This window comes from Sphingomonas sp. Leaf17 (assembly GCF_001421505.1).
GTDB lineage: Bacteria > Pseudomonadota > Alphaproteobacteria > Sphingomonadales > Sphingomonadaceae > Sphingomonas.
In genome coordinates, this window is the sequence record NZ_LMKL01000006.1 from 138,854 (window position 1) to 165,026 (window position 26,173).

Genomic DNA, 26,173 nt, shown 5'->3' on the forward strand with positions numbered 1-26,173 from the left:
CCAGACGCCGATGACAGCCGGCGGAACTTCAGCCCCGCGCGAAGGCGGCGGCGTCGGCCACCTGGGCCTTGGTCGGGGTCACGCCGGTGTAGAGGACGAACTGCGCCAGCGCCTGCAACGTCGCGACCTGTTCGCCGGTGACGACCGGCTTGCCGGCCGCGCGCGCCGCGATCAGGAACGGCGTTTCGGCCGGGATCGCCACGACATCGAACGCGGTGGCGCAGGCGGCGATCGCCTCGGGCGGGAACGCGAGCGCGTCTGCATCGGCTCCGGCCATGCCGATCGGGGTGACGTTGACCAGCAATGGCGCGGTCAGCCCGGCCACGTCCGCCGCCCAGTCATACCCGTACAGCCCGGCGAGCGCGCGACCGGCTCCCTCGTTGCGCGCGACGATGGTGCCGGTCGCGAAGCCGGAATCGCGCAGGGCGGCCGCCACCGCCTTGGCCATGCCACCCGATCCGCGCAGGATGAACGGCGCGGCACGGTCGGCGTCGCTCGCCGCCAGCAGGTCGCGGACCGCGCTGTAATCGGTATTGTGGCCGGTCAGGACGCCGTCGTCGTTGACGATGGTGTTGACGCTGTCGATCGCCGCCGCCGACGGATCGAGTCCGTCGAGCAACGGGATCACCGCTTCCTTGAACGGCATCGAGATCGCGCAGCCGCGAATCCCCAGCGCGCGGATGCCACCGATCGCGGCGGTCAGGTCGGTGGTGGTGAACGCCTTGTAGACATAATCGAGTCCCAGCAGCTCGTAGAGCCGGTTGTGGAACCGCGACCCGAAATTGCCGGGGCGCGCAGCCAGCGACATGCACAGCCGGGTGTCGCGACCGATCGGAGGTTTCATGCGGGGTCTTTCGCCATCAGAGGACTATCCTGCCCCCTGTACCGGCTTTGACGACGGGCGACCAACCCCGTTGACGCTGACGCAGGCCCGCGCCACGATAGCGCTAACAGGCAACCGGAACAACGACAGGGGCAGCCCTGCATGACCGGCGGGAGAGCGGGGGGCATGGAGGACTGGACGCGACGCAAGGGGCTGACGCTGGCCGCGCGTCACCGCGACCGGTCTGGCCGCGCCGACCGGCCACGCCGCCGCCCCTGCCCCGATGACGCGCGGTTCCGGGCCGAAGCCGGTGCGCTGACCGCCGCCGCGCGGCCTGATCCGACACGGTTTTCAACAAGGCCGCCGTCAGCGCGGTCGAAAAGGGAGAGCATGATGAGGAATATTGCACGCATCGCCGCCGGATTCGTCCTGCTGGCGTCGCCCCCCGCCCTGGCGCAGACGGCCCCTCCTGCGCCCGCGCCCGCCAAACCGGCGGCGGCCGCGCCCGACATCCTGCAAAAGGCGATCAACGTGCCCGGCGCGAACTGGTCCTTCTACGGCGCGACCCAGACCAGCAAGGCGGTGAAGTCGGACGGTGTCCCCGGTGGACAGGCGGTCCGGGTGACCGTGAAGGAAAAGGGCGCGAACGCCTGGGACGTCGGTGGATCGTCGCCGGTCCAGAAGGGCATCGCCGCCGGGGATACGATCCTGGTCGCGGTGTACCTGCGCGCGCCGATGCTGAAGGACGGCGAGACGACGCCGATCGCCTTCCTCGGCGCGACCGATTCGGTCGAACCCTATGCGCCGATCGCCAACACGTCGGTCGACATCGGCAACCAGTGGAAACTATATTATGCCTCGGGCAAGGCCCCGAAGGTCTTTGCGCCGGGCACCGCGCGCGTGACGCTGCACCTTGCCGCGGCGAAACACGTCGTTGATCTCGGCCCCGTCTTCGTCCTCGATTTCGGGCAAGGCCATGACCCCGCCAAGCTGCCGAAGAACTGACCGACCGGGCCGTCCCTCGCGGCCCGATCCGACCCTGTCCCGCCACGTTGCCGGAGTGACCATGCGCCGCCCTGTCCCGACACGCCTTGCCGCCCTCGCGCTGATTGTCACCGGTGCCGCCGCCGACGCCGCGCCCGCCATTCATCTGAACCAGATCGGATTCCTGCCCGACGGACCCAAGCGTGCGGTGGTGACCGATCCGGCGACGACGCCGCTGCCGTGGGTCGTGCTGGACGCCGGTGGCGGGGTGGTCGCGACAGGCGAGACGGTCGTCACCGGTGACGACGCCGCGTCGGGCGACCACCTTCATCAGGTCGGCTTCGACCGCGTGACGGCCCCCGGCACCTACCGGCTGCGCGTGGGCGGCACGACCAGCCGGCCGTTCGCGGTCGCCGCCGACCTCTACGCACCGCTCGCATCCGCCGCGCTCAACTATTTCTACCAGACCCGCGCCGGCATCGCGATCGAGGCGCGCCATGCCGGCGGCAAACAGTGGGCGCGCGCGGCGGGCCACCCGAACGAGATCGTGCCGTGCTTTTCCGGCGCGGACACGAAGGGCAATGTCTGGCCAGGCTGCAACTACACCCGCAATGTCACCGGCGGCTGGTACGATGCGGGCGACCAGGGGAAGTATGTCGTCAACGGCGGCATATCGCTGTGGACGCTGCTGAACCTGTACGAGCTGAACGCCGCGCGTCCGCCCTTCGCCGACGGAACGGCGAAGCTGCCGGAGGCGGGCAACGACATCAACGACCTGCTGGACGAAGCGCGGTGGGAAATGGACTTCCTGCTGGCGATGCAGGCCCCCGACGGCGCGCGCGCGCAGGTGCCGGTCGGGCCGCAGCCGGCGGGCCAGAAGCTGACCATGACCGCCATCGACGCATCGGGCATGGCCCATCACAAGGTTGCCGACCGCAACTGGACCGGCATTCCGACGATCCCGGCCGAGGACCGCGAGGACCGGCTGCTGTACCCGCCGACGACCGCCGCCACGCTGAACCTGGCGGCGACGGCGGCGCAAGGCGCGCGGGTGTGGAAGACGATCGACCCAGCCTATTCTACCCGCTGTCTGGAGGCGGCCAAGCGCGCCTATGCCGCCGCCCTGCGCAACCCGCGCGTCTATGCGCCGGAGACGTTCACCGGCAGCGGCAGCTATGGCGACACGGCGCTGGGCGATGAATTCTACTGGGCGACGGCGGAGCTGTTCGCGACCACCGGCGACGCGCAGATCCTGGCCGCGCTGAAGCGCCTGCCGCCCTTTGCCGATCCGGTGTCCGAACCCGGCTGGGGCGGCGTCGCCGCGCTTGGCACGATCACGCTGGCGACCGTGCCCACCGCGCTGGCCCCGGCCGAACAGGCGAAGCAGCGCGCGCTGATCGTGGCGGCGGCCGACCGCTATGTCGCCGAAGCCGCGCAGACCGGCTATCGCCTGCCCTATGCATCGCTGAAATACGACTGGGGATCGAACTCGGCGATCCTGAACCGGGCGATGATCCTCGGGCTGGCGGCGCGGTTCACCAGCAAGCCGGCGTATCGCACCGCCGAGATTGACGCGATGGACTATGTGCTGGGCCGCAATCCGATCGACCAGTCCTATGTCTCGGGCTTCGGCTGGAAACCCTTGCGCAATCCGCATCACCGGTTCTGGGCGCACGAAAAGGATCCGCGCCTGCCCGGTCCGCCACCGGGGGTCGTGTCGGGCGGGCCGAACTCGGGCGCGTCGGCGGACGGGCTTGGGGCCAGACTGAAGGGCTGCGCGCCGCAACGCTGCTGGCGCGATTCGATCGACGCCTATGAGCTGAACGAGGTGACGATCAACTGGAACGCGCCGCTGCTGTGGATCGCGGCCGATCTGGCGATGGCACGCTGATCGGTCCCCCTGTCCTTCAGCGCCCCTGCAATTTGCCGAGCAGATAGGCGCGGATCCGCGCGGTCCGCGCCGGGCTGGCCGCCCCCAGCACGCCGCGCGCCGCCACCGGCAGATGCGCGGCGACGTCGGCGGCGGTGTCGGCGAAGACATAATGGTCGAACCACATCTTCCACGCCGCCTTTTCGGCCGGCGGCAGGTCACGGACGCTGCCCAGCGCATGGACCATCGCCAGGAACGGCGTCGACGTTGCGTCCTGCGCCCACCAGTAATTGACCAGCACGTTCAGCGGCCCGAACGCGCGGACATGGTGCCACCAGATCGCCGGCATGAACAGCGCGTCGCCCGGTCCCAGTTCCGCCACCTGCGCATGGGCCAGCGCCTCGGCGAAGCGGGGATAACGGGCCATGTCGGGGGCTTCCGGGTCGACCATGCTGACCGGCGGGCCGGCGATGGTGTTGTCGAGCGGGCCGGCATACAGGTTGGCGAGCTGTTCGGGCGGAAACAGCGTGAACCGCCGGTGCCCCGCCACCACGCAGGCGAGGTTCGGCGACCCGTCGTAATGCGTCGCCACGACGGTTTTGTTGCCGATCCACAGCCGCGGCAACGCATCGGGCGGCGGCAGGTCGAGCGGGTTGGCCGCCGCCCATCCGGGCATGTGCCGCGCCGCCGCCGCCGCATCGGCGTACAGCGCGTGCGGATCGGACACCTTGTCCTCCGCCAGCCGCACCAGTTCGGTCAGCAGCGCGGTCAGCACCACCTTCTGCTTCGCGAAATTGAACCCGCTCAGATCGTGATTGTAAAAGAAGCGCCCGCCAATGTCGGGCGCGCCGATCCGGACGTCGAGCGGTGCATCGCCGCCCATCTCGGCCAGATACCGCGCCATGGGTCGCACGCCCCCGCGCCCGGCAACGACGGCGGGCCAGTCGGCGACCTGTCCGCGCAGGATGACGGGTTCGAAGCCGCCGGCGATCTCGCGGCGGAAGGTCGCGGCATCCACGGCCGGACGTTCGGCAACGCGGGTCGTGGTGGCGGCGGGATGGTCGGTGAACATTGCCCGCAACCTATCGCCCGGCGCCGGATCGCACCAGTGTTTCCGGTTTCGGCGGTGCCATCGGCCCGGTAAGACGGGATCGGACGCCAAGGGGAGCGAGCGACATGCGGGCACGATACGGGATGATGGCGGGGCCGATGCTGGGCGCGGTGGCGCTGGCCGGTGCGCTGGGCGGCTGTACCACGCCGGCCGCGTCGACGCCGGCCGCCCCGGACGGGCCGATGATCGCGATCACCATCGACGACCTGCCCGCGCACGGGCCGCTGCCGCCGGGCACCGACCGCCGTCAGGTGATCGACACGATCATCGCCGCGCTGCGGGCCGCCAACGTGCCCGCGCAGGGATTCGTGAACGGCGGGTTCGGTGCCGACCACCCGCAATCGCCCGGCGTTCTCGCCGCGTGGCACGCCGCCGGCCTGCCGCTGGGCAACCACAGTTTCTCGCACGGCAACATCGACGCCGGCACGCCGGCCGCGTTCCTCGCCGATATCGACCGCAACGAACCCTTCGTGCCGGCGGGGTCGGCGCGCTGGTTCCGCTATCCCTTCCTGGCGGAAGGCGCGACCGCCGCGACCCGCGATACGGTCCGCGCCGGGCTGAAGGCGCGCGGCTACCGTGTGGCGGCGGTGACGATGGGCTTTGCCGACTATGCCTGGAACCCGCCTTTTGCGCGCTGCATGGCAAAGGGCGACATGGCGGCGGTCGCATCGCTGGAGGACACCTATCTGGCGGCGGCGCGCGATGCGGCGATCCGCGCCCGGACGCTGTCACGGGCGACGCTGGGGCGCGACGTGCCCTATGTCCTGCTGATGCACGCCGGTGCGCTGGACGCGCGGGTGATGGCGCGGATGATCGCGCTGTACCGCGACATGGGCTTCCGCTTCGTGGATCTCGCCACCGCGCAGGCCGATCCGTTCTACGTCACCGCCAACGACCTGGGTCTCGCCGACCTGTCGCCCTCGCTGGAACGCGCGGCGGCGGCCAGGGGCATTGCCGTGCCGAAACCCGCCGTCGCCGAACCCGCCGCCAGCCTGTGTAGCTGACGGCGGCGGCCCCTCAGCCGGGCATGTCTTCCAGTTCGCGGCCCTTGGTCTCGACCACCATCTTCTGCACGAAGAAGAACGACACCAGCGCAAAGAAGGCATAGCCGAAATAGGTCATCGCGAGGCCGGGCGACACCGCCAGCGACGGGAAGCTGACCGAGATCGCGGCATTGGCGATCCACTGCGCGAAGCCGGCGACCGCCAGCCCCGATCCACGGATCTGGTTGGGGAACATCTCGCCGAGCATGACCCACATGATCGGTCCCCAGCTGAGGTTGAAGAAAATGACGTACAGATTGGCCGATACCAGCGCGATCAGGCCGTTGTTGCCCGGCAGTGTCACCGCGCCATCGGCCCCGGTGACCGCGGTCGAGAACGCATAGGCGACGATCGCCAGCGTCACCGCCATGCCGGCCGACCCGACGAGCAGCAACGGCTTGCGCCCGACCTTGTCGACCACCGCGATCGTGAGCAGGCACGCGCCGATCGACAGCACGCCCGACAGGATGTTGATCTGCAGCGCGTTGTCCTCGGTAAAGCCGACCGCCTCCCACAGGGTCGCGCCGTAATAGAACACGACGTTGATCCCGACGAGCTGCTGGAACACGGCAAGGCCGATACCGGCCCACAGGATCGGGCGGATTTTGCCGGTGGTCCTGTCGACCAGGTCGGACAGTTTCGGGCGGTGGTGGTCGCCCGCCAGCGACCGGTCTATCTCCTCCACCTTCCGCGCGGCCTCCGTAGGGCCGAGCAGGCGGGTCAGCACGGCCTCGGCCTCGGCCTTGCGGCCCTTGGCGACCAGATAGCGCGGGCTTTCGGGGATGATGAGCAGGGCCGCGAGATAGATCAGCGCGGGGATCGCCTGAAGCCAGAACATCCAGCGCCAGGCCGAATAGCCCCACCAGAAATCGGCGGTCGACCCGCCGGCATAGCGCGCCAGCGCGAAGTTCGCGACGAACGCGCCGGTCAGGCCGGAGATAATCATCACCTGCTGCACGCTGGACAACCGCCCGCGGATCGCCGCCGGGGTGACTTCGGAGATGTACACCGGCGAAATGACGCTGGCCGCGCCCACCCCCAGCCCACCGATGATGCGCGCGATGATGAACACCGCCGAGCTGCTCGCCGCACCCGCCAGCACCGCGCTGACCAGGAACAGGACCGCCGCCAGCATCATCACCGACCGCCGGCCGATCCGGTCGGCCAGCCGGCCCGCCCCGAACGCGCCGATCGACGATCCGACGAGGATCGCGCCGACATTCACGCCGACGCCCAGCTTGCCGAGTGCGAACGCCGATTCCAGCCCCTTCTGCGTGCCGTTGATGACGCCGCTGTCATAGCCGAACATGAATCCGCCGATCGTCGCGACCGCGACGATCGCGGCGATGAAAGCGTAATTGACGCGGTCGTCGCGCACCTTGGTCATCCTTGCGTCCCTCCTGTGGTCGTTCCAGCTCTGCGGCCGGATAGACCCATGTCTGTTAGCGGTAACATGACACGCCGACCCGTCGCGTCAAGCCTTTTGTCGGACTAGGTCGGCCTGCCGCTATCGACCGAACGTCGTCACCGCCTCGTCGATTGCGTCATAGACCGCCGCCAGATCGTCCGCGTCGATGCAATAGGGCGGCATGACATAGACGGTATCGCCCAGCGGCCGCAGCAGCACGTTCCGTGCGGCGAAGAACGCGAGCAACCGGGGTGCCAGGTCGGACAGATAGCCCGTGCCTTCACCGGCGAAATCCAGCGCGGCGATCGTCCCCATCTGGCGAATATTGGTAATCGCCGGCTGATCGCGCAGGGCCTCCAGATGCCGTGCCTGTGCCTGCGCCAGCATGTCGATCCGCCCGCGCACCGGCTCGTCGCGCCAGATGGCGAGGTTCGCGTTGGCCGCGGCGCAGGCGATCGGGTTGGCGGTATAGCTGGAGGAATGGAAGAACATCCGCGCGCGATCGGTCGACCGGTGTGCCTCGAAAATCGCGGACGTCGCCATCGTCACCGCCAGCGGCATCGCGCCCCCGGTCAGCCCCTTGGACAGGCACAGGATGTCGGGCACGACGCCCGCCTGCTCGCACGCCAGCAACGTGCCGGTGCGACCCCATCCGGTCATCACCTCGTCGGCGATGAACAGGATATCCGCGCGCGCGCAGATCGCCCGCATTTCCGCCAGCACCCATGCCGGGTAGAAGCGCATCCCGCCCGCGCCCAGCACCAGCGGCTCGACGATCAGCGCGGCCGGCGGCACCGGCGACCGTGCAAGCCGGGTCAGCGCATCCAGCGTCGCCTGCTCGGCCCCCGGCACCGGGAAGGGCAAGGTGTCGACGTCAAACAGCAACGGCGCATAGGGGCGGTTGAACACGCCGCGCGCGCCGACTGACATGCCGCCGATCGTGTCGCCGTGATAGCTGTCCTCCATCACCACGATGCGATCGCGCGCATGTCCGGTATTGGCCCAGAAACCCAGCGCCATCTTCAGCGCGACCTCGACCGCGGTCGACCCACTGTCGGAAAAGAACACATGCGCCAGCGCGGGCGGCATGATGTCGACCAGCCCGCGCGCCAGCGTCTCGGCGGGTTCGTGCGTCCAGCCGGCGAAGATGACCTGATCCAGCCGCTGCGCCTGATCGGCGATCGCCGCCATGATGCGCGGGTGGCCATGCCCGTGCGTCGTCACCCACCAGGACGAAATCGCGTCGATCACCCGCCGCCCGTCCCCGGTCCACAGCACCGCGCCCTCGCCCCGCGCGACCTGCGGAATCGGTTCGTTCAGGCCATGCTGGGTGAAGGGATGCCAGACGGGCGAGGTCATGCGGTGAAATCCGTGATGCGGAAATTGTCGGCGAAGGCGGCGGCCAGCGTCGCGGGCGTGAGGTCGGGCAGCACCGGCAACCGCCCCAGTCGCTTCACGCAGCCGACGGCGCAGATCGTGTCCCCGCTGTCGGGCATCGCCTCCCCGACGAAGGCGAGGCCGAGGATCGGCACGCCGCGGTGCCGCAACGCCTCGACCGTCAGCAGGCTGTGGTTGATCGTGCCGAGCGCGGTGCGCGCGACGATGACCACCGGCGCGCGCCACCGTGCGAACACGTCCGCGTAGAGCAGGTTGCGGGTCAGCGGGACCAGCGCGCCGCCCGCCCCCTCGATCACCAGCGGCCGGTCGCAACCGGGGGGGGACAGCGCCGCAGGGTCGATCGTCACGCCGTCGATCTCGGCGGCCAGGTGCGGCGAACAGGGTGTCGTCAGCCGATACGCCTCGGGCAGCACCCGGTCGGGGGCGATGCCCGCCAGCCGCGCGACGCTGGCGCGGTCGCCGCCCCCATCCAGCCCGGCCTGCACCGGCTTCCAGTAGCAGCCGTCCAGCGCGCCGGTCAGGGCAGCGGCGAACACCGTCTTGCCGACATCGGTATCGGTCCCGGTCACGATAATGCGGGTCATCGAAGCGCGTCTCCCAAGGCGGCGTCGAGTCGGTCGATCGCCGCTTCGTCGATAGTGGCGGTGATGCTGATCCGCAGCCGCGACGTACCCGGCGCGACCGTCGGCGGGCGGATGCCGCGCACGTCGCAGCCCGCCACCGCCAGGGCGCCCGCCACCGTCATCGTCCGCGCGTCGTCGCCCAGCACCAGCGGCAGGATCTGCGACCCCGTCGCCACCACGCCGTGCCGCGCCAGCCGGGTGGCGGCGTAATCCACCAGCGTATGCAACCGCTCGCGCGTCGCATCGGCGTGCCCGTTCAGCACCAGCGCCGCGCGACCGACCGCCGCCATCAACGGCGACGGCGCGGTCGAAAAGATCAGTCCGCGCGCGCGATTGACCAGGAAGTCCCGGATCACGGTCGGCGCGAACACCAGCGCACCCTCGCACCCCAGCGCCTTGCCGAGCGTCCGCAGCGTGATGACGTCGCCCCGCCCGTCATGCGCCGACAGGCCGCGCCCAGCCGCGCCGAACACGCCGGTCGCATGCGCCTCGTCCACCAGCAGGACGCCGTCGTGCCGCGCGGCAACCGCCACCAGATCATCGAGCGGCGCGCTGTCGCCATCCATGCTGTACAGGCTCTCGACCGCCAGCCAGGGCCGCCCGCGTCCACCGCCCCCGCGCCAGCGGACGATGGCCGCGTCGAACGCCGCCGCATCGTTATGCGCGACACCGACCGCATCGCACCGCGCCAGCCGCATCCCTTCATGCGCGCTGGCATGGACCAGCGCGTCATGCACGATCAGGTCGCCCGGCTGCGGCAGGGTCGCGAACAGCGCCACATTGGCGGCGTATCCGCTGGAGAAATACAGCGCGCTCTCGCTCCCGAACACGGCGGCCGCCTCGGCCTCCAGCGCCTCATGCTCGGGGTCGTTGCCGCGCAGCAGCCGCGATCCCCCCGACCCGACCGCCACGCCGCGATCCAGCGCCGCCCGCGCCGCCGCGACCAGCGCGCGCCCATGTGCGAACCCCAGATAATCGTTCGACGCGAAATCCACGCCATCCCGCGGGCGCAGCCGTCGCAACCGATCAACGGCGGCCAGCCCGTCCAGATGCGCGGCATGAAAGGCAAATCCCGACATGCCCGCGCCCTAGCGCGGTTTGGCGGGCGGGGCGAGCGAGGATGGCGTGCCGATTGAACGTCTGTGAAGATCGCGCTATATCTGTATAGCAGGAGGTCGATATGCTTGCGATCAGACTGGACAGCGACACGGAACAACGGCTCGACGCCCTGGCGGCGCGAACCGGGCGGACGAAGACCTTTTACGCCCGTGAAGCGATTGAGGCGCATCTCGACGACCTTGAGGATTTCTATCTCGCCGAAGAACGTCTGCGCAATTTTCGCGCAGGCGACGCCATCCCCCTCGCAGACCTGAAGGCCGAGCTTGGTCTGGGCGATTGAGTTCCTGCCCGATGCGGCGAAGGAACTGCGCAAGCTCGATCGCACGGCCGCAGCGCGGATCATCAAGACGCTGGAAGACCGGATCGCACCGCTCGATGACCCGCGCGCGATCGGCAGCGCGCTGGTCGGCGATCGTGCCGGGTTATGGCGATGGCGGGTCGGAGACTATCGCGTCGTCGCGCGGATCGAGGATGAGTGGATCACGATTTTGGTAGTGCGCGTCGCCCACCGACGAGAGGTTTATCGTTGAATAGCTTGCCGATCGACCGACTTCGGTCTTCGGGTACGCCATCAACAAATGGATGCATCTAAAGCCGAAGCTCCCGAAGATCGGGGAACTTGCCTGGCAGCCGATCGATCGCGAACGGCAGCTCCATCAATCGGTCGTCCGTTAGAGCATAATCCAAAAGCCCGGCGGCACACGCATAAAGGTCGAGCAATTTCAAATAGCGCCGCAGAAGCAGTATGGGCGGAAAGCGCCCTTGCTGGTTGAACCACTCCAGCAGGTCGCGCTTTCCTTTGCTGCTGTTGCAAGGTCGGCACGCACGAACCAGATTATGGGCCTCATGCCCACCTCCCGCCCCGCGCGGAACAATGTGATCGATCGATAGCGCACCATCGACACCGCAATAGACGCAGTTAGGCTGTGCAATAAGCGTCAGGCGCTCGTCATCGAACAAGCTACCAAGCTGCATCTCTCCGGTTTTTAAACCGCGAAAAAGTTTGGCCCTGATGATCCAGTCGATTTGGGCATGCTTGATATGACCGGCTTTCAACGCCGAGTGTGTGCAGGCAAGGTTCGCGTAGGACCAAGCCAATGCTTCACGCAGCGTATTGAGTCTCGGATCAGGCATGCCCGGCCCTTTTCACTCCGCCGGCAGATAAATCTCCCCGCCCTTCTCGCGGAACTTGTCACTCATTTCCGCCATGCCCTTCTCCGCGTCACCCGCCGCGATGAACGTGTCCGCCGGCGCGTTCTGCTTGGCCGCGAATTCGCGGACCTCCGCCGTGATCTTCATCGAGCAGAACTTCGGGCCGCACATCGAACAGAAATGCGCGGTCTTGGCGCCTTCGGCCGGAAGGGTCTGGTCGTGATAGTCCTCCGCCGTGTCGGGGTCGAGCGACAGGTTGAACTGGTCGCGCCAGCGGAAGTCGAAGCGGGCGCGGCTGAGCGCGTCGTCCCGCAGTTTCGCGGCCGGGTGCCCCTTGGCCAGATCGGCGGCGTGGGCGGCCAGCTTGTAGGTCACCACGCCGACCTTCACGTCGTCGCGGTCGGGCAGGCCCAGATGCTCCTTGGGCGTGACGTAGCAGAGCATCGCGCAGCCGAACCAGCCGATCATCGCTGCGCCGATGCCGCTGGTGATGTGGTCGTATCCCGGCGCGATGTCGGTGGTGAGCGGCCCGAGCGTGTAGAACGGCGCTTCGCCGCACGACTCCAGCTGCTTTTCCATGTTCACCTTGATCTTGTGCATCGGCACATGGCCGGGGCCTTCGATCATCACCTGCACGTCCTGTTCCCAGGCACGCTTGGTCAGTTCGCCCAGCGTGTACAGCTCGCTGAACTGCGCCTCGTCATTGGCATCGGCGATCGAGCCGGGGCGCAGGCCGTCGCCGAGCGAATAGGCGATGTCATACGCCTTCATGATCTCGGTGATCTCGTCGAAGCGTTCGTAGAGGAACGATTCCTTGTGATGGCTCAGGCACCATTTCGCCATGATCGACCCGCCGCGCGAGACGATGCCGGTCACGCGCTTCGCGGTCATCGGGATATAGGCGAGGCGGACGCCGGCGTGGATCGTGAAGTAATCGACGCCCTGTTCGGCCTGTTCGATCAGCGTGTCGCGGAAGATCTCCCACGTCAGGTCCTCGGCGATGCCGCCGACCTTTTCCAGCGCCTGATAGATCGGCACCGTGCCGATCGGCACCGGCGAGTTGCGGATGATCCATTCGCGCGTGTCGTGGATGTTGCGGCCGGTCGACAGGTCCATGACCGTGTCCGCGCCCCAGCGGATCGACCAGACGAGTTTGTCGACCTCGGCCGCGACGTTGCTGGCGACCGCGCTGTTGCCGATATTGGCGTTGATCTTGACCAGGAAGTTACGGCCGATCGCCATCGGTTCGGATTCGGGGTGGTTGATGTTGTTGGGGATGATCGCCCGGCCGCGCGCGATCTCGCTGCGGACGAACTCGGGCGTGACGAAATCGGGGATTTCCGCGCCGAAATCCTCGCCGTCGCGAATGTGGTTGGCGATCATCTCACGACCGATATTCTCGCGCGTGGCGACATATTCCATTTCGGGCGTGATGATGCCGCGCCGGGCATAGTGCATCTGGCTGACGTTCGCGCCGGCCTTCGCGCGAAGCGGGCGGCGGATGACGTTCGGAAAGGGCTTCACACCGCCCGACCGGTCAGGGCCGAGCTGGCCGTTATCCTCGGGCTTCAAATCGCGCGCGTCGTACTCTTCCACATCACCGCGTGCGACAATCCAGTCGCGGCGCAACTGCGGCAGGCCGGCGTCGATGTCGATGACGGCGTCCGGGTCCGTGTACGGGCCGGACGTGTCGTAGATGTTCAGCGGCGGCTCGCCGCTCGACGGATCCAGATGCACCGCACGCATCGCAACCTTCAGCGGGCCGACATGAATCTTCTTGCTGCCCCGGATCGGGCCGGTGGTCACACCGATTTCGGTACGGGCGGGGATGTCGGCCATATCATGCACTCCAGGAGGTACGGAGTGCGGGCACGGTTTCCTAAGGCGAAAGCCGCTCCCTCCCTCCGCCGGTGTCAACCGGATCAGGTTCAGCGGGTCGTGGCCTGAACTGGCCACCTCTCAACCGCGCATCAGCGGTCCCCCGGGGATGCGGCCATGATACGCCCCTCGCGCGCCGAGCGCCAACGAAAAAGGGGCCGTACAGACAACTGTACGACCCCTTCCTTCCCCGGGGGGACGGGAATGATGCGCGGCTCAGTTCGCGCCGCTGGTCCGCAACGCGTCGGTCCGGTTGTTCGTCCCGTTGGGGAAGAAGCCGCCGCCGATGCGCGCCGTGTTCGTCAGGTACGCGATGTTGTGCACCTGCGCGATGCTCCGGCTGTAGGCCAGGCCGTTCGAGTCGGTCGGGACGATGTTGGCGTCCGTTCCGATCGTCAGCCCCTGGTCGATATCCGACGTACCATCCAGGCTGTCGCGGGCGTTGCTGATCTGCCCTGCGGCGGTAATCAGGGCCGGCGTCGCGATACCCTTGCGGTACAGGACGGTACGAACCAGACCGGCATGATAGGCCTCGGCCGCCAGGATACCGGCCGCTGCCTCCAGGAAGGTCTTGTTGGTGATGAGCGGCGACGCGCCTTTGTAGGCCGACACGCCCACGTCCTCGAAGATGTACGCGCCCAGCAGGAAGTTCTCGTCCGACGAATAGGGGTCGAACGTGCCGGTCGCCCCGACCACCCCGGCGGCGCGGGCCGCCGCGGTGAAGGCACCCGTCGCGCCGCCGTCGATGTTGATCGCCGGCATGGCAAAGGCCGCAGAGCCAAGCGCCGACCGCAGGAACAGAACGTGCGCCAGTTCGTCGGCCGCGATCTCCCGCGCATATTCGCGAACGACGGGGTCGGTGAAGGTCACCTGACGTCCGCCGGTAACGCCGCCGGCAAGGCCGAGGCCCGATGTCTGGCTGGCGGTCAGGCCCGACCCGGTGACTGCGAACAGATAGAACTGCGCTTCGAGATATTCGAGGTTCAGCGCATAGTTCAGCACGTCGATGTCGGTCTGTGCCGCCGTTGCCGCGCCATCGGGCGTCGGCGTCGGCGTGGGTGCCGGCGTGTCGTTGCCATCGTCGCCGCACGCCGCGAGCAGCGAGAGGCCGCCGACGGCCAGCGTGGTGGTGCCGGCGAGGTTCAGGAACCGGCGGCGATCGGTCCGGCGCTTGTCGATCGCGTCGAGAACCTGGGTCTGTGTGTCGATATCGTTCATGAGACTGTCTCCCCTGAAAACTGGCATCTGGCTCAATTGGCCGTGCTGGTCCGAATGTTGCCGTTGACGCCCGCCGGGAAGAATCCGCCCATGCTGGCTGCTGTGTTGGTCAGGTAGACGATGTTGAGAACCTGACCGACCGAGCGGCTGTATGCGATGCCGTTCGCATCCAGCGGCACGATGTTGGACGCGGTGGCGGTGGCCGTACCGCCGTTGATCGTCGTGGTCGTGGCCGAAATGCCCTGATCCAGATCGGTCGTGCCATCCAGCGAGTCACGCGCGTTGGAGATGGCGTCGGCCGATGTACGCAGCGACGGCGTGGCGATGCCCTTGCCGTACAGCGTCGTGCGGACCAGCGCGGCGTGATACGCCTCGACCGCCAGCAGGCCGGCGGCGGCCTCCAGGAAGGTCTTGTTGGTCAGCAGCGGGGCCGCACCCTTGTAGGCGGTGACGCCCACGTCCTCGAAGATGAACGCGCCCAGCAGGAATGCCTCGTCGCTTGCATAGGGGTCGAACGCCTGTCCGGCACCGACAAGACCGGCCGCGCGTGCGGCGGCGCTGAAGGCACCGTTCGCGTTGGCACTGACGTCGATCGCCGGCTGGGCCACGGCCGAGGTGCCGAGCGCCGTGCGCAGGAACGCGACGTGCGCGATCTCGTCGTTGGCGATTTCCTTGGCATAGGCGGCAACGACCGGGTCGGTAAAGTTGACACGGCGACCGCCGGTCACGGCGCCTTGCGTGCCCGTACCGGTCAGCAGGTTGTTGGCAAGGCCGGTGCCGAATGCGGCGTAGGAATAGAACTGCGCTTCGAGATACTCGAGGTTCAGCGCGAAATTCAGGACGTCGGCATCAGTCACCGACTGCGCACGGGCAGAGGAGGAGAAGGACAAGGCCGTCGCGCCGACCGCTGCCGCGCCCAGTGCTGCCTTGAAGAAGTCGCGGCGCTCGTCGCGTCGCCGAACGCGGGAATCGAGAGCCTCGATCAGGTGTGCGCTTTCGGTCATGTCTGGCATCCCCTTATGGTTTTACTCTAACGCCCAAACCGCCCAGCCAAGGAAAGTTCCTGAACTTTCTCGACAAAATGGCCCGTGTCGTCCGTCGACCGGCGTCCTTCCAGCCGCAGCTACGCAAAAAACCACGCACCGGATGCACCGATGCATGGTTTTTTTTCTCGCAATCCCGAACCGCCTTCCCATGAGAGGGGAGCGGCCGGAGCAGGGATCAGAAGGTGTAGGTCAGGCCGACGGCACCAGCCCACTGGTCGGCATCGCCCACGTCGGAGACGATCGGGCTGTCCTTGTACTTGCCGAGCATCTTTCCGTAGAGGACGCCGGCACCGACGCCAAAGCCCCGCCGCAGATCGCCCGACAGGCTCTGCAACGCGAAGAACGACAGGTTCACGCGCTTGAAGCCGCTGTCGTCGATATCGTAGACGCGCAACCCGCTGGACAACGCGCCGATCGGTGTCACGCCGAAATAGGTGCGGCCATAACCCTTGCCGACATAATCGGCCGACGCGCCAAGCGATACCAATGTCGTGTAGGACAGCGGCGTCGTGTAATTCAGCTGGGGCGTGATGACATAGCTGTCATAAGCACCCGACACGTCGTGGACGAAGGCAACGCGCGCGGTCACGGTGTCATAATCGCTGGTGATGACGCCGGTCTTGCCGATGCCGACATAGCCGCCAAGTTCATAGGCGGTGTCCAGCTTGCCCAGCGCCCGCACCTGCGCATTGTCGACGCGGTTGGTACGGTCCAGCCGAACGCCGCCGATCACACCCAGTTCGTAATTGATGCCGACACCGCCCGCATTGGGGATCAGGTTGACGTACAATTGCGTACCGCGCGTGAAGAAATCGAATCCCTTGACCTTGCCGATCGCGACCGCGCCGGGGGTGATGGAATTGCTGTCGGCACCCTCGTAATCGGGCAGAGTGGCGACACCGATGCCGACCGTGACACGGCTGGTGTCCGCGGGCGCATCCGGCGCGGGCGTCGCAGGCGCGGTATTCGGCTCCGACGTCTGTGCCAAAGCCGGTGTGGCCAGGGCCATCGCGGCGGCGGCGGTCAGGGAAAGGGTCAATACGCGCAAGGGACGGCTCCGGAATATCGGGGGAATGTCGGGGAAAATTGATCGGCAAGTTAATCTGGCAACGCCGGACCCATCGTTTTGGGTCCGTTACAACGTCATCACAGGATGTAACGCATCGTCACCTGTTGCACATTGGCATCACCGGCGATGGTGAAACGGGCGGCGGCAAACTTGGGCGGACCGAACCGGATCACGGGATTGCGGGAAAACCCGAAGCCCTCCTTCGGAATGCCGGCGAACGTGTCCAGCCTGGCGTTGTTGTTCTCGTCGTGGATCACCGCGACGGCATAGCCACCCGGCGGCAGTCCGGTGAAGTCGATCGCATGGACACCGGCGGCCACCGTGCGCGTGACCGCATTGGCATCGTCGACACAGGCCGGGAAATTGTCGGGATCCGCTGTCAGGCAGACGCGCAGGCTGCCCTTGGCCGACCGCATGCCGGTGACATCGACATCAAGCCGTGCGACCGGCGTTGCCCCGATGAGGGTCGCCAGCACGGCCGTCAGGCCGGCCAGCCGCCGGACGTTCAGCCAGCGGGCGCCCGGCCGCCCTAGCATGGGCGCGGGCGAAATCGCCGATGCCCCGATCGGTGCCGCATACCCGGTCCCAGAAGCGGAAATACAGCCCATAATTACACCTATACTGGTCGTGATGCCGCTGGTGATGGCTGGCGGTAATCAGCCAGCCGCCCAATCGGCCACTCCACATGAACCGGGGGAAAATCTCCCACCCCATGTGATTGGTCACTCCCATAACGGTCATGACCGTCAATACCAAACCAAGCGCGCCGACATGGATCGGAATCGCGAACACCAGTAGCGGAATGGCCACAGCCCCGGTCAACGCCTCGATCGGATGGAACGCCATCGCCGCCCAGGCGGTCGGCGGCTTGCTGGCGTGGTGGACGGCGTGGGCCAGCCTGAACGGCCCGGACCGGTGCATCCAGCGATGCGTCCAGTAGAACCAGGTATCGTGCGCGAACAGGTACAGCAGCACCGACACCGGCAGGTACCACAACGGATAGTCGGCGACATCTGTATAGATCCGCGTCCAGCCCCGGTTCTGCCAGCCCCAGGCAACGATTCCGGCGGGAACGCCATAGATCGCCGCCGATGCCAGGCTCCACCACAGTTCACGCCGCATCTGTGCGTCCAGCCCGCGGTACAGACCCGGATGCCGCACCCGCGTCGCCGCGGCGAACGCGCCCGACACGATCAGATAGCGGACGCCGACGATCACCGTCATCGCGGCGGCGGAGGCGAGGATGGCAAGCAGGATGGTCACGACGGCCCGTGTAGCGGATCACGGCCGCCGGGGGAATGCGCGATCGGGCGTCGCCTTGCGCCACAGCCCGACCGGCGACCCTCAGTTCAGCGCGTAGCATTCCGAGGTGGCGACGTTCTGATCGGTCTGCGGGTTCTGCCCGACCAGGACGCAAACGGTGTATTTGCCCTTGGCCATCACCGTCACGACCGGACCGGTCCGGCCGATGTAGGAACTGACGATCCTGCCACCGCTGTTCAAAATGTCGGTCAGCGACTGGTTGACCGGGTCCAGCTTCGTCGGAACCTGCAGGGCCTTGGACGGGGTCTTTACCGGGCCTTCAAGCGGCCATTGCGGCGAGGACGGCACATCCTGCGCCGACGCGGGCAGGGCAACGACGGCACCCAGAAGTGTCAGGATCATGATCTTCATCACAGGGTCTCACTTGGATCGTTTACTTATACGGTATCCTATATAAGCGGGATGAACGGGAGATGCACGGCCTCACGCGACGGATCCGGATCGTCTCGGGCGCTCGAACACAAGGGTCGGTTCGGCCTTGTAGGTGCCCGCCGCAACCAGCGCATAGCCCATCCGCGTGGCCAGCCGGATCGACGCGGCGTTGCCAGGCGCGATGATGCAGACGGTTCGCGCCATCCCCTGCCCGTCCGCCCAGCCGAGCATCGCCGCCACCGCCTCGCCCGCGATCCCGCGCCCTTGTGCTGCGGTGGTGAACATCCAGCCGGCCTCGAGCGTGCCTTCGTAGCCGGGGTCGGTGGCGCGGCGCGAATCCATCAGTCCGACGTCGCCCAGATACCGGCCGGTCGCGGTGTCGCGCACCGCCCAGTTGCCATGGCCCACCACCTGCCAATGCCCGATATAGCGCAGGATGCGGTGCCACGTTTCCTCACGCGTGAAGGTCCGGCCGCCGACGTGACGGCACACGACGGGATCGGCGAGCATCGCGGCATAGTCGTCCAGGTCGGCGGGGCCGTAGGGTGACAGGGTAAGCCGGTCGGTGACGATGGTCGGTGTCCCGGGGATGGCGGGGTCGATGGCGGGGCGGATCGCGGTCATGCAACATGGGTTACAGACGATGGACAAAATGTCGCAAGTGGCGCGACGGCGGTTCTCGCGTCGTCCGGTTTGTACTACGCCATCCGGCAATGGCATCGACTGAAACCTGTGACGTCGCGATCGTCGGCGCTGGACTGGCCGGCGGGCTACTGGCGCTGGCGCTGAAGGGCCGGCATCCGACACTCGACGTGCGGCTGATCGACGCCGCGGCGGTCGTCGGCGGCAACCACCTCTGGTCGTTCTTCGGCAGCGACGTGGCGCAGCAGGACCGCTGGATCGTCGCGCCGCTCGTCGCCCATGCGTGGCGCGGATACGACGTCCATTTCCCGGCCCATGCGCGCACGATCGACGCGACCTATTATTCAATCGAAAGCGAGCGGCTGGACCGGGTCGTGCGGCGCACGCTGCCGGCACACGCGCTGATGCTCGGCCGCAAGGTATCGGGCGCGTCGGCGACCGCCGTGGTCTTCGCGGACGGCGACCGGATGGAAGCCAGGGGCGTCGTCGACACGCGCGGCACCGGTGACCTGTCGACGCTGGATCTCGGCTGGCAGAAGTTCGTCGGCCGCGAACTGACCCTGTCCACGGCCCATGGATCGCCCCGACCGATGGTGATGGACGCCAGCGTCGCGCAACTGGACGGCTATCGCTTCGTCTACTGCCTGCCCTTCGCCGACGACCGGATGTTCGTCGAGGACACCTATTACAGCGACACCCCCGACCTGGATACCGAGGTGCTGACCAAACGCATCCACGCCTATGCCGACGCGCGTGGCTGGCAGGTGGCGCAGGCCGCGCGCGAGGAATCGGGCGTGCTGCCGGTGGCGATGGGCGGCGATTTCGAGGCGTACTGGCGGTCGGGCGGCGCGCGCGTGGCCAAGGCGGGGATGCGCGCCGGCCTGTTCCACCCGACCACAGGCTATTCGCTGCCCGATGCGATCCGCAGCGCCGCGATGATCGCCGACCGCACCGATTTCACCGGCGCCGCCCTGCACGAGGCGACTCATGCCCACGCCCGAAAGACCTGGGACGCGCGCGGTTTCTATCGCCTGCTCGACACCATGTTGTTCCGTGCGGCCGATCCCGAGGAACGCTACCGGGTGCTGGAACGCTTCTACACGCTGGACCCGCGGCTGATCGGCCGTTTCTATGCAGGACATTCGACCATGCGCGACAAGGCTCGCATCCTGATGGGCAAGCCGCCCGTGCCCATCACCCGCGCGATCCGCGCGATCCGCGACACACACCGTACAGGAACACCCGCATGAAGTCTGGCGCATGAAGACCGCGATCGTCATCGGCGCAGGCTTTGGCGGCCTCGCGCTTGCCATCCGCCTGCAATCGGCCGGCGTACAGACGACCATCGTCGAGTCGCGCGACAAGCCCGGCGGGCGTGGCTATTACTGGGAAAAGGACGGCTTCATCTTCGACGCCGGGCCGACCGTCATCACCGATCCCGACTGCCTGCGCGAGTTATGGGCGCTGTCCGGCCATGACATGGCCAAGGACGTGACGCTCGATCCGGTCACCCCCTTCTATCGCCTCAACTGGCCCGACGGCACCAATTTCGACTACACCAATGACGAGGCGGTGCTGAACGCCGAAATTGCCAAGCTGAACCCGGACGACGTTGCGGGCTACGCGAAGTTCCTCGAATATTCCGCCGGCGTGTTCCGCGAGGGGTATGAAAAGCTCGGCCATGTCGCCTTCCTCGACTTCGCGTCGATGATAAAGGCAGCACCGGCGCTGGCCAAATATCAGGCGTGGCGGTCGGTTTATTCGATCGTGTCGTCCTATGTGAAATCGGAAAAGCTGCGCGAGGCGTTGAGTTTTCATACGCTGCTGGTCGGCGGCAATCCGTTCACGACCAGCGCGATCTATGCCCTGATCCACAAGCTGGAAAAGGACGGCGGCGTCTGGTTCGCGCGCGGCGGCACCAACCGGCTGGTGGCGGCCATGGTCACGCAGTTCGAGCGGATCGGCGGTGTCCTGCGCCTGAACGATCCGGTCGTGCAGATCGAGACGCTGGGCGACCGCGCGACCGGCGTGGTGACGAAAAGCGGCTGGTCCAGCCCGGCCGACATGGTCGCCGCCAATTCCGATATCATGCATACCTACCGCGACCTGCTGTCCACCTCGCGCAGCGCGCAACGGACCAAGGTGCGGCTGGAAAAGAAAAGCTATTCGCCGTCGCTGTTCGTCACCCATTTCGGCATCAAGGGGACGTGGCCGGGCATCCCGCACCACATGATCCTGTTCGGCCCGCGCTATAAGGGCCTGCTGACCGACATCTACGATCACGGCGTGCTGGCGGAGGATTTCTCGCTCTACCTGCATCACCCGACCGTGACGGATCCTGCGCTGGCACCGGAGGGCATGTCGACCTTCTATGTGCTGGCCCCGGTGCCGCACATGGGCAAGTTCCCGGTCAACTGGGACGAGATCACGCCGATCCTGGAAAAGCGCATCCTCGACGAGGTCGGCCGCCGGCTGATCCCCGACATCCACGAACGGATCGTGACGAAGTTCTCCTATGCGCCAAGCGACTTCGCGACCGACCTGAACGCGCATCTCGGCTCCGCCTTCTCGCTGGAGCCGACGCTGGTGCAGAGCGCATGGTTCCGCGTCCACAACCGCGACGACCACATCCCGAACCTGTACTTCGTCGGCGCGGGCACGCATCCGGGTGCCGGCATCCCCGGCGTCGTCGGCAGTGCCAAGGCAACCGCCAAGCTGATGCTGGAGCAATAAGCGTTCATGCCCCACGCCAGCGACATCGTGCTTTGCACCGGGCCGGACAGCCCGCACGCTTTCGACAACGTCCCCGTACTGCCCCGGCACGGCACGCTCGATGCGCTGTGCCCGGTCTGTCAGGGCCGGGGGCAGTGGAATGCTGAACTCGATCTCGTCAGCTTCCGGTGCAAGCGCACCATCTGCGACCGGTGCCAGGGGGCCGGCTGGATCGAGACCGGCAGCGATCCTGTTGGCCGTCCCGACACCGTCAGGACGGCGGGCGGACACCCGCAATGGGTCGTCGCGTTCGACCGCCAGACCACCGGCCCGGACTGAACCGCAAACGGTCCGGTGTGCCTTGCTCCACCCGTATCGCTCGCGTAGCGACTGACGCCATGAAACGTCTTGCCATCTATTGCGGGTCGGCCACACCGGCCGACACCACGTACATCGACGCCGCCCGCCTGGTCGGCCGGACCCTTGCGGAACGCGGCATCGGCGTCGTCTATGGCGGCGGACGCCTTGGCCTGATGGGCGCGATCGCCGACAGCGCGCTGGCGGCCGGCGGCGAGGTGATCGGCGTGATTCCGCAGGCATTGGTCGATGCCGAGGTCGCGCATCGCGGGCTGAGCGAACTCCACGTCGTCAGCGGCATGCATCAGCGCAAAGCCCTGTTCACCGACCTGTCCGACGGGTTCGTCACTATCCCTGGCGGCACCGGCACGATGGACGAATTGTGGGAGGCGCTGAGCTGGGCACAGCTTGGCTATCACGCCGACCCGGTCGGGCTGCTCAACACGGCGGGCTATTACGACCATCTGATCGCGTTCTGGGACAAGATGGGCGACGTGGGGTTCCTGCGCCCGCAACACCGCGACCTGCTCATCGTCGCCGATACGCTGGACGTGCTGCTCGACCGGATGGCCGCGCATGTGCCGACGCAGCCGATCGTGAAGATGGCCGCGTCCGACCTGTGATGGCTGGCCGATGAGCGACGCCCCGCCCGCCCGCGAACTGCCCACCCGCGATGCGATCGTCGCGACCGCACAGGAATCGATCGCGCGCGGATCCAAGAGCTTCGCCGCCGCCAGCCGGCTGTTCGACCGCCGGACGCGCGAGCGGGCATGGCTGCTCTACGCGTGGTGCCGCAAATGCGACGACATCGCCGACGGGCAGGACCACGGCCATGGCATGACCCGGGTCGACGATGCGCCCGCGCGCCTGATCCAGCTGTCAGCGATGACCGATGCGGCGCTGGCGGGGCGGGTCGTCGGCGATCCGGCGTTCGACGCGCTGCGCATCGTCGCCGCCGAAACAGGAATGCCGCACCGGTTCGCGCACGACCTGATCGCCGGCTTCGCGCTGGATGCCGAGGACTGGCGACCGCGCAGCGAGGACGACCTTTATCGCTATTGCTACCACGTCGCCGGCGTCGTCGGCTGCATGATGGCGGTCGCCATGGGCGTCGATCCGGATGACGACGACACGCTGGACCGTGCCTGCGACCTTGGCATGGCCTTCCAGCTGTCGAACATCGCCCGCGACATCGCCGAGGACGATACGGTCGGCCGCTGCTACCTGCCGGTCGAATGGCTGGTGGAAATGGATATTCCGCCGGGCGAGCACATGAAGCCCCCCTATCGCCCGCGTCTCGCCGTGCTGGCCAGCCGTCTGGCGGCGCGATCGGTACAGTTCGAGGCCAGTGCGCGCGAGGGGACACCTGCACTGCCGGGCCGGTCGGCCTGGGCGGTGCTGGCGGCGGCCAACATCTACGGTGCGATCGGGCGGCGTGTCGCCACAAAGGGGGAAAAGGCGTTCAGCCAGCGGGTAACGACGACGAAGGTCGAGAAGGTGCGCTTTATTGCGGCCGCTGGTCGACAAGCGATGCGGCGGGAAGTGTTATACCCGCGCCAGCCGCGCCAGGAGGGCCTTTGGCAACGCCCACGCTGAATAGAAGGTCCGCCACCATGTCGGCAGTGACCCGGCATCCACAGCCACAAGCGACAAACTTGCTTGCTTTCGACTTCAGGTAAAAACCTGAAGGCCGTCGATTGTGCGGGAGCGGGTTCAAACGGAGTCCAGGTCGATATGCACCGGGCTTTGGTTCAGACTACCCTTCCCGATCCCCGGCGTTTGGCACGTTACCCGCGCGTTGCGGCGTTCGTGCCCTTGGTCACAATCCGAACGCCCTGCGCGCGGCAATCCGCATTGATGACCGGAAACGACAAGTCGGTGTTGCGTGACAGGGCGGCGGGCAGGTCCGCGCGGCACTGGGCGAGCGTCTCATAGCGTGCCGGTTCGACGCGGGCTTCGGTGCAGGCGATGTTGCCATCGCCACATCCCAGAATCGCCATCACGAAAAACATCGGTTCCATACGTCGCTCCCTCTCACGCCATATCAACCCGTCGCTGCGACGAACGGTTCCTGTACTGTAAATTATACTATTGACACCGCCTTCCTGACCCCAAGGGCTGCACCGGTCCCATCGGCCATTGAAGTCGTCCGCCGATACGCCGACATGGGGCCGGCATGCCCCCTGATTTTACCAGCGCCACCCGCCCCGACCGCCCCCTGCTGCCCACGCTGCGCCGGTTCCTGCCCTATCTCTGGCCGGCGGGCGAGCCGGGCCTGAAGCTGCGCGTCGTCGGCTCGATGCTGCTCGTCATCGCATCGAAGCTGACGCAGGTATTCGGCGCAGCCTACACGCTGAAATTCGCGGTCGACCGGATGGCGGCCAACGACCGCAGCCTGACGCCGATCGTCATCGGGCTTGTCGTCGCCTATGCCTATGCCCGGTTCGCCGGCACGCTGTTCGACAACTTGCGCAACGCCATTTTCGAACGCGTCGGCCAGGATGCGACGCGCCGGCTGGCCGCCAGCGTCTTCCGCCACCTGCACCAGCTGTCGCTGCGCTTCCATCTCGAACGCCGCACCGGTGCCGTCACCAAGGTGGTCGAGCGCGGCACCAAGAGCATCGACACGATGCTGTACTTCCTGCTGTTCAACATCGCCCCGACGATCCTCGAACTGGGGCTGGTGATCGGCATCTTCTGGACCAGTTTCGGCGCATGGCTGGTCGCGGCGACGGTTGCGATGGTCGTGCTCTACATCGTGTTCACGCAGAAGGTTACCGACTGGCGCAACGCCCTGCGCGCGGCGATGAACGATCTCGACACCGGCGCGGTCGCGCACGCGGTGGATTCGCTGCTGAACTTCGAGACGGTGAAATATTTCGGCGCGGAGGAGCGCGAGGCGAAACGTTACGACCAGGCCATTGCCGCCTATGCCAATGCCGCGATCAAGAACGAGAACTCGCTCGCCTGGCTGAATGTCGGTCAGTCGTTCCTGACCGCGACGATGCTGGCGATCGGCATGGGCGTCGTCGCGTGGGGATGGGGCAATGGCCGGTTTTCCGCCGGCGACGTCGTGTTCGTCTCGACCCTGCTCAGCCAGCTGTTCCGCCCGCTCGACTTGCTCGGCATGGTCTATCGCACGATCCGCCAGGGCGCGATCGACATGGCCGCGATGTTCGACCTGATCGACACCCCGGCCGAGGTGGTCGACGTGGCCGGTGCGACGACTCTGGCCGTCGGCGGCGGGCATATCCGGTTCGAGGGCGTCCGTTTCGGCTATGATCCGGGCCGCGACATCCTGAAGGGTATCGACCTGGACATTTTGCCCGGCACCACCTGCGCGGTGGTCGGGCCGTCGGGCGCTGGCAAATCGACGCTCGCGCGGCTGATGTACCGGTTCTGGGATCTGACCGCCGGAAGGATCACCGTAGACGGACAGGATATCGCGCGGGTCACGCAAAGCTCCCTGCGCAGCGCGATCGGCATCGTGCCGCAGGACACCGTGCTGTTCAACGACACCATCGGCTACAACATCGCCTATGGCCGCGAGGGAGCCGGCCCGGCCGAGATTGCGGATGCGGCGCGCGGCGCGGCCATCGCCGGCTTCATCGAACGCCAGCCTGACGGCTACAACACCCGCGTCGGCGAACGCGGCCTGAAACTGTCGGGCGGCGAGAAGCAGCGCGTGGCCATCGCCCGCACGTTGCTGAAGAACCCGCCGATCCTGATCCTCGACGAAGCCACCAGCGCGCTCGACAGCCGGACCGAGGCGGAGATCATGGAAACGCTGGAGGCGATCGAGCGCGGCCGCACCACCATCGTCATCGCCCATCGCCTGTCGACCATCGTCAACGCCGACCAGATCGTCGTCCTCGACGCCGGTACGGTGGCGGAACGCGGCACCCACGCCGAACTGCTGCGCATGGGCGGGCTGTATGCGGAAATGTGGGCGCGGCAGGCACAGGAAAAGGCGGCGGAGGACGTGGCGGCCTGACCCATCGCCGCCCACCGCCCATTGCGGACCA

At 67.1% G+C, this 26,173-nt stretch carries 27 protein-coding genes and 1 riboswitch; of the genes, 11 read left to right on the top strand and 16 right to left on the bottom strand.

Annotation, left to right across the window (positions count from 1 at the left end; all coding sequences use genetic code 11):
- Positions 1 to 28: 28 nt before the first annotated feature.
- Complete coding sequence (locus ASE75_RS09670) at positions 29 to 844, bottom strand: shikimate 5-dehydrogenase (RefSeq protein ID WP_055932616.1); 816 nt, start codon at positions 842 to 844, stop codon at positions 29 to 31.
- 372 nt (positions 845 to 1,216) lie between these two features.
- Here ASE75_RS09670 and ASE75_RS09675 point away from each other — a divergent pair, with 372 nt between their 5' ends.
- Together ASE75_RS09675 and ASE75_RS09680 are read left to right on the top strand one after the other, a co-directional pair.
- Positions 1,217 to 1,828 (top strand): hypothetical protein, encoded by a 612-nt coding sequence (locus ASE75_RS09675; protein ID WP_156340367.1) that lies wholly within the window; start codon positions 1,217 to 1,219, stop codon positions 1,826 to 1,828.
- A 61-nt stretch (positions 1,829 to 1,889) separates the two neighbouring features.
- Positions 1,890 to 3,698, top strand: coding sequence for a glycoside hydrolase family 9 protein (locus ASE75_RS09680; RefSeq protein ID WP_055932619.1), 1,809 nt, complete (start codon positions 1,890 to 1,892; stop codon positions 3,696 to 3,698).
- A 16-nt stretch (positions 3,699 to 3,714) separates the two neighbouring features.
- Here ASE75_RS09680 and ASE75_RS09685 read toward each other — a convergent pair whose 3' ends face one another.
- The gene (locus ASE75_RS09685; protein WP_055932622.1) at positions 3,715 to 4,749 is read right to left on the bottom strand and encodes a cupin-like domain-containing protein; all 1,035 of its coding nucleotides are present in this window, start codon (positions 4,747 to 4,749) and stop codon (positions 3,715 to 3,717) included.
- 104 nt (positions 4,750 to 4,853) lie between these two features.
- Here ASE75_RS09685 and ASE75_RS09690 point away from each other — a divergent pair, with 104 nt between their 5' ends.
- A complete protein-coding gene (locus tag ASE75_RS09690; protein WP_235512627.1) occupies positions 4,854 to 5,792 on the top strand; it encodes a polysaccharide deacetylase family protein in 939 nt (312 codons plus the stop codon).
- A gap of 13 nt (positions 5,793 to 5,805) precedes the next feature.
- On the opposite strand, the gene ASE75_RS09695 is transcribed toward ASE75_RS09690, so the two are convergent.
- From ASE75_RS09695 to ASE75_RS09710, 4 genes are all read right to left on the bottom strand, one after another.
- Positions 5,806 to 7,218, bottom strand: coding sequence for a sugar porter family MFS transporter (locus tag ASE75_RS09695; protein ID WP_055932625.1), 1,413 nt, complete (start codon positions 7,216 to 7,218; stop codon positions 5,806 to 5,808).
- A gap of 120 nt (positions 7,219 to 7,338) precedes the next feature.
- Entirely contained in the window at positions 7,339 to 8,598 is a 1,260-nt protein-coding gene (locus tag ASE75_RS09700; protein ID WP_055932628.1) for an adenosylmethionine--8-amino-7-oxononanoate transaminase, read from the bottom strand.
- Positions 8,595 to 9,221 (bottom strand): dethiobiotin synthase, encoded by a 627-nt coding sequence (gene bioD / locus ASE75_RS09705; protein ID WP_055932631.1) that lies wholly within the window; start codon positions 9,219 to 9,221, stop codon positions 8,595 to 8,597. The genes ASE75_RS09700 and bioD overlap by 4 nt, the downstream gene beginning before the upstream one ends.
- Positions 9,218 to 10,339 (bottom strand): 8-amino-7-oxononanoate synthase, encoded by a 1,122-nt coding sequence (locus ASE75_RS09710; RefSeq protein ID WP_055932634.1) that lies wholly within the window; start codon positions 10,337 to 10,339, stop codon positions 9,218 to 9,220. Before ASE75_RS09710 ends, bioD begins: the two co-directional genes overlap by 4 nt.
- 101 nt (positions 10,340 to 10,440) lie before the next feature.
- Between ASE75_RS09710 and relB the strand changes: the two genes are divergently transcribed.
- Together relB and ASE75_RS09720 are read left to right on the top strand one after the other, a co-directional pair.
- Positions 10,441 to 10,659, top strand: a complete 219-nt coding sequence (gene relB, locus ASE75_RS09715) for a type II toxin-antitoxin system RelB family antitoxin (protein WP_055932637.1) — start codon at positions 10,441 to 10,443, stop codon at positions 10,657 to 10,659.
- On the top strand, positions 10,643 to 10,909 hold the full coding sequence (locus ASE75_RS09720) for a type II toxin-antitoxin system RelE family toxin (RefSeq protein WP_055932638.1): 267 nt from the start codon (positions 10,643 to 10,645) through the stop codon (positions 10,907 to 10,909). Before relB ends, ASE75_RS09720 begins: the two co-directional genes overlap by 17 nt.
- 58 nt (positions 10,910 to 10,967) lie before the next feature.
- Here ASE75_RS09720 and ASE75_RS09725 read toward each other — a convergent pair whose 3' ends face one another.
- From ASE75_RS09725 to ASE75_RS09765, 9 genes are all read right to left on the bottom strand, one after another.
- Positions 10,968 to 11,513 carry an HNH endonuclease gene (locus ASE75_RS09725; protein ID WP_082463902.1) on the bottom strand — a complete coding sequence of 182 codons (546 nt, stop codon included), beginning with the start codon at positions 11,511 to 11,513 and terminating at the stop codon, positions 10,968 to 10,970.
- A gap of 12 nt (positions 11,514 to 11,525) precedes the next feature.
- Positions 11,526 to 13,370 (bottom strand): phosphomethylpyrimidine synthase ThiC, encoded by a 1,845-nt coding sequence (thiC, locus tag ASE75_RS09730; RefSeq protein WP_055932644.1) that lies wholly within the window; start codon positions 13,368 to 13,370, stop codon positions 11,526 to 11,528.
- A 43-nt stretch (positions 13,371 to 13,413) separates the two neighbouring features.
- A riboswitch (TPP riboswitch) is annotated at positions 13,414 to 13,525 on the bottom strand.
- A gap of 100 nt (positions 13,526 to 13,625) precedes the next feature.
- A complete protein-coding gene (locus ASE75_RS09735) occupies positions 13,626 to 14,627 on the bottom strand; it encodes a ferritin-like domain-containing protein (protein ID WP_055932648.1) in 1,002 nt (333 codons plus the stop codon).
- 32 nt (positions 14,628 to 14,659) lie between these two features.
- Positions 14,660 to 15,631: a ferritin-like domain-containing protein gene (locus ASE75_RS09740; RefSeq protein ID WP_055932651.1), complete on the bottom strand. Its 972-nt coding sequence runs from the start codon at positions 15,629 to 15,631 to the stop codon at positions 14,660 to 14,662.
- 217 nt (positions 15,632 to 15,848) lie between these two features.
- A complete protein-coding gene (locus ASE75_RS09745; RefSeq protein ID WP_235512629.1) occupies positions 15,849 to 16,712 on the bottom strand; it encodes a MipA/OmpV family protein in 864 nt (287 codons plus the stop codon).
- Positions 16,713 to 16,819: 107 nt separating this feature from the next.
- The gene (locus tag ASE75_RS09750) at positions 16,820 to 17,218 is read right to left on the bottom strand and encodes a DUF2141 domain-containing protein (RefSeq protein WP_443025321.1); all 399 of its coding nucleotides are present in this window, start codon (positions 17,216 to 17,218) and stop codon (positions 16,820 to 16,822) included.
- Positions 17,175 to 17,999, bottom strand: coding sequence for a sterol desaturase family protein (locus ASE75_RS09755; protein WP_055933320.1), 825 nt, complete (start codon positions 17,997 to 17,999; stop codon positions 17,175 to 17,177). The genes ASE75_RS09750 and ASE75_RS09755 overlap by 44 nt, the downstream gene beginning before the upstream one ends.
- Before the next feature lie 87 nt (positions 18,000 to 18,086).
- The gene (locus tag ASE75_RS09760; RefSeq protein ID WP_156340369.1) at positions 18,087 to 18,416 is read right to left on the bottom strand and encodes a hypothetical protein; all 330 of its coding nucleotides are present in this window, start codon (positions 18,414 to 18,416) and stop codon (positions 18,087 to 18,089) included.
- A 72-nt stretch (positions 18,417 to 18,488) separates the two neighbouring features.
- A complete protein-coding gene (locus ASE75_RS09765; RefSeq protein ID WP_055932655.1) occupies positions 18,489 to 19,061 on the bottom strand; it encodes a GNAT family N-acetyltransferase in 573 nt (190 codons plus the stop codon).
- A gap of 89 nt (positions 19,062 to 19,150) precedes the next feature.
- Between ASE75_RS09765 and crtY the strand changes: the two genes are divergently transcribed.
- The 5 genes from crtY to ASE75_RS09790 are packed head-to-tail and all read left to right on the top strand — an operon-like array spanning position 19,151 to position 23,744.
- A complete protein-coding gene (gene crtY / locus ASE75_RS09770; protein WP_055932658.1) occupies positions 19,151 to 20,329 on the top strand; it encodes a lycopene beta-cyclase CrtY in 1,179 nt (392 codons plus the stop codon).
- Between the two features lie 10 nt (positions 20,330 to 20,339).
- Positions 20,340 to 21,812, top strand: coding sequence for a phytoene desaturase (locus ASE75_RS09775; RefSeq protein ID WP_055932661.1), 1,473 nt, complete (start codon positions 20,340 to 20,342; stop codon positions 21,810 to 21,812).
- Between the two features lie 6 nt (positions 21,813 to 21,818).
- Positions 21,819 to 22,130, top strand: a complete 312-nt coding sequence (locus ASE75_RS09780) for a hypothetical protein (RefSeq protein WP_055932664.1) — start codon at positions 21,819 to 21,821, stop codon at positions 22,128 to 22,130.
- A 59-nt stretch (positions 22,131 to 22,189) separates the two neighbouring features.
- Complete coding sequence (locus ASE75_RS09785) at positions 22,190 to 22,771, top strand: TIGR00730 family Rossman fold protein (protein ID WP_055932667.1); 582 nt, start codon at positions 22,190 to 22,192, stop codon at positions 22,769 to 22,771.
- A gap of 10 nt (positions 22,772 to 22,781) precedes the next feature.
- Positions 22,782 to 23,744 (top strand): phytoene/squalene synthase family protein, encoded by a 963-nt coding sequence (locus tag ASE75_RS09790; RefSeq protein WP_055932670.1) that lies wholly within the window; start codon positions 22,782 to 22,784, stop codon positions 23,742 to 23,744.
- A 191-nt stretch (positions 23,745 to 23,935) separates the two neighbouring features.
- On the opposite strand, the gene ASE75_RS09795 is transcribed toward ASE75_RS09790, so the two are convergent.
- The gene (locus tag ASE75_RS09795; protein ID WP_055932673.1) at positions 23,936 to 24,169 is read right to left on the bottom strand and encodes a hypothetical protein; all 234 of its coding nucleotides are present in this window, start codon (positions 24,167 to 24,169) and stop codon (positions 23,936 to 23,938) included.
- Between the two features lie 155 nt (positions 24,170 to 24,324).
- Here ASE75_RS09795 and ASE75_RS09800 point away from each other — a divergent pair, with 155 nt between their 5' ends.
- Positions 24,325 to 26,142, top strand: a complete 1,818-nt coding sequence (locus tag ASE75_RS09800; protein ID WP_055932677.1) for an ABCB family ABC transporter ATP-binding protein/permease — start codon at positions 24,325 to 24,327, stop codon at positions 26,140 to 26,142.
- Positions 26,143 to 26,173 lie beyond the last annotated feature (31 nt).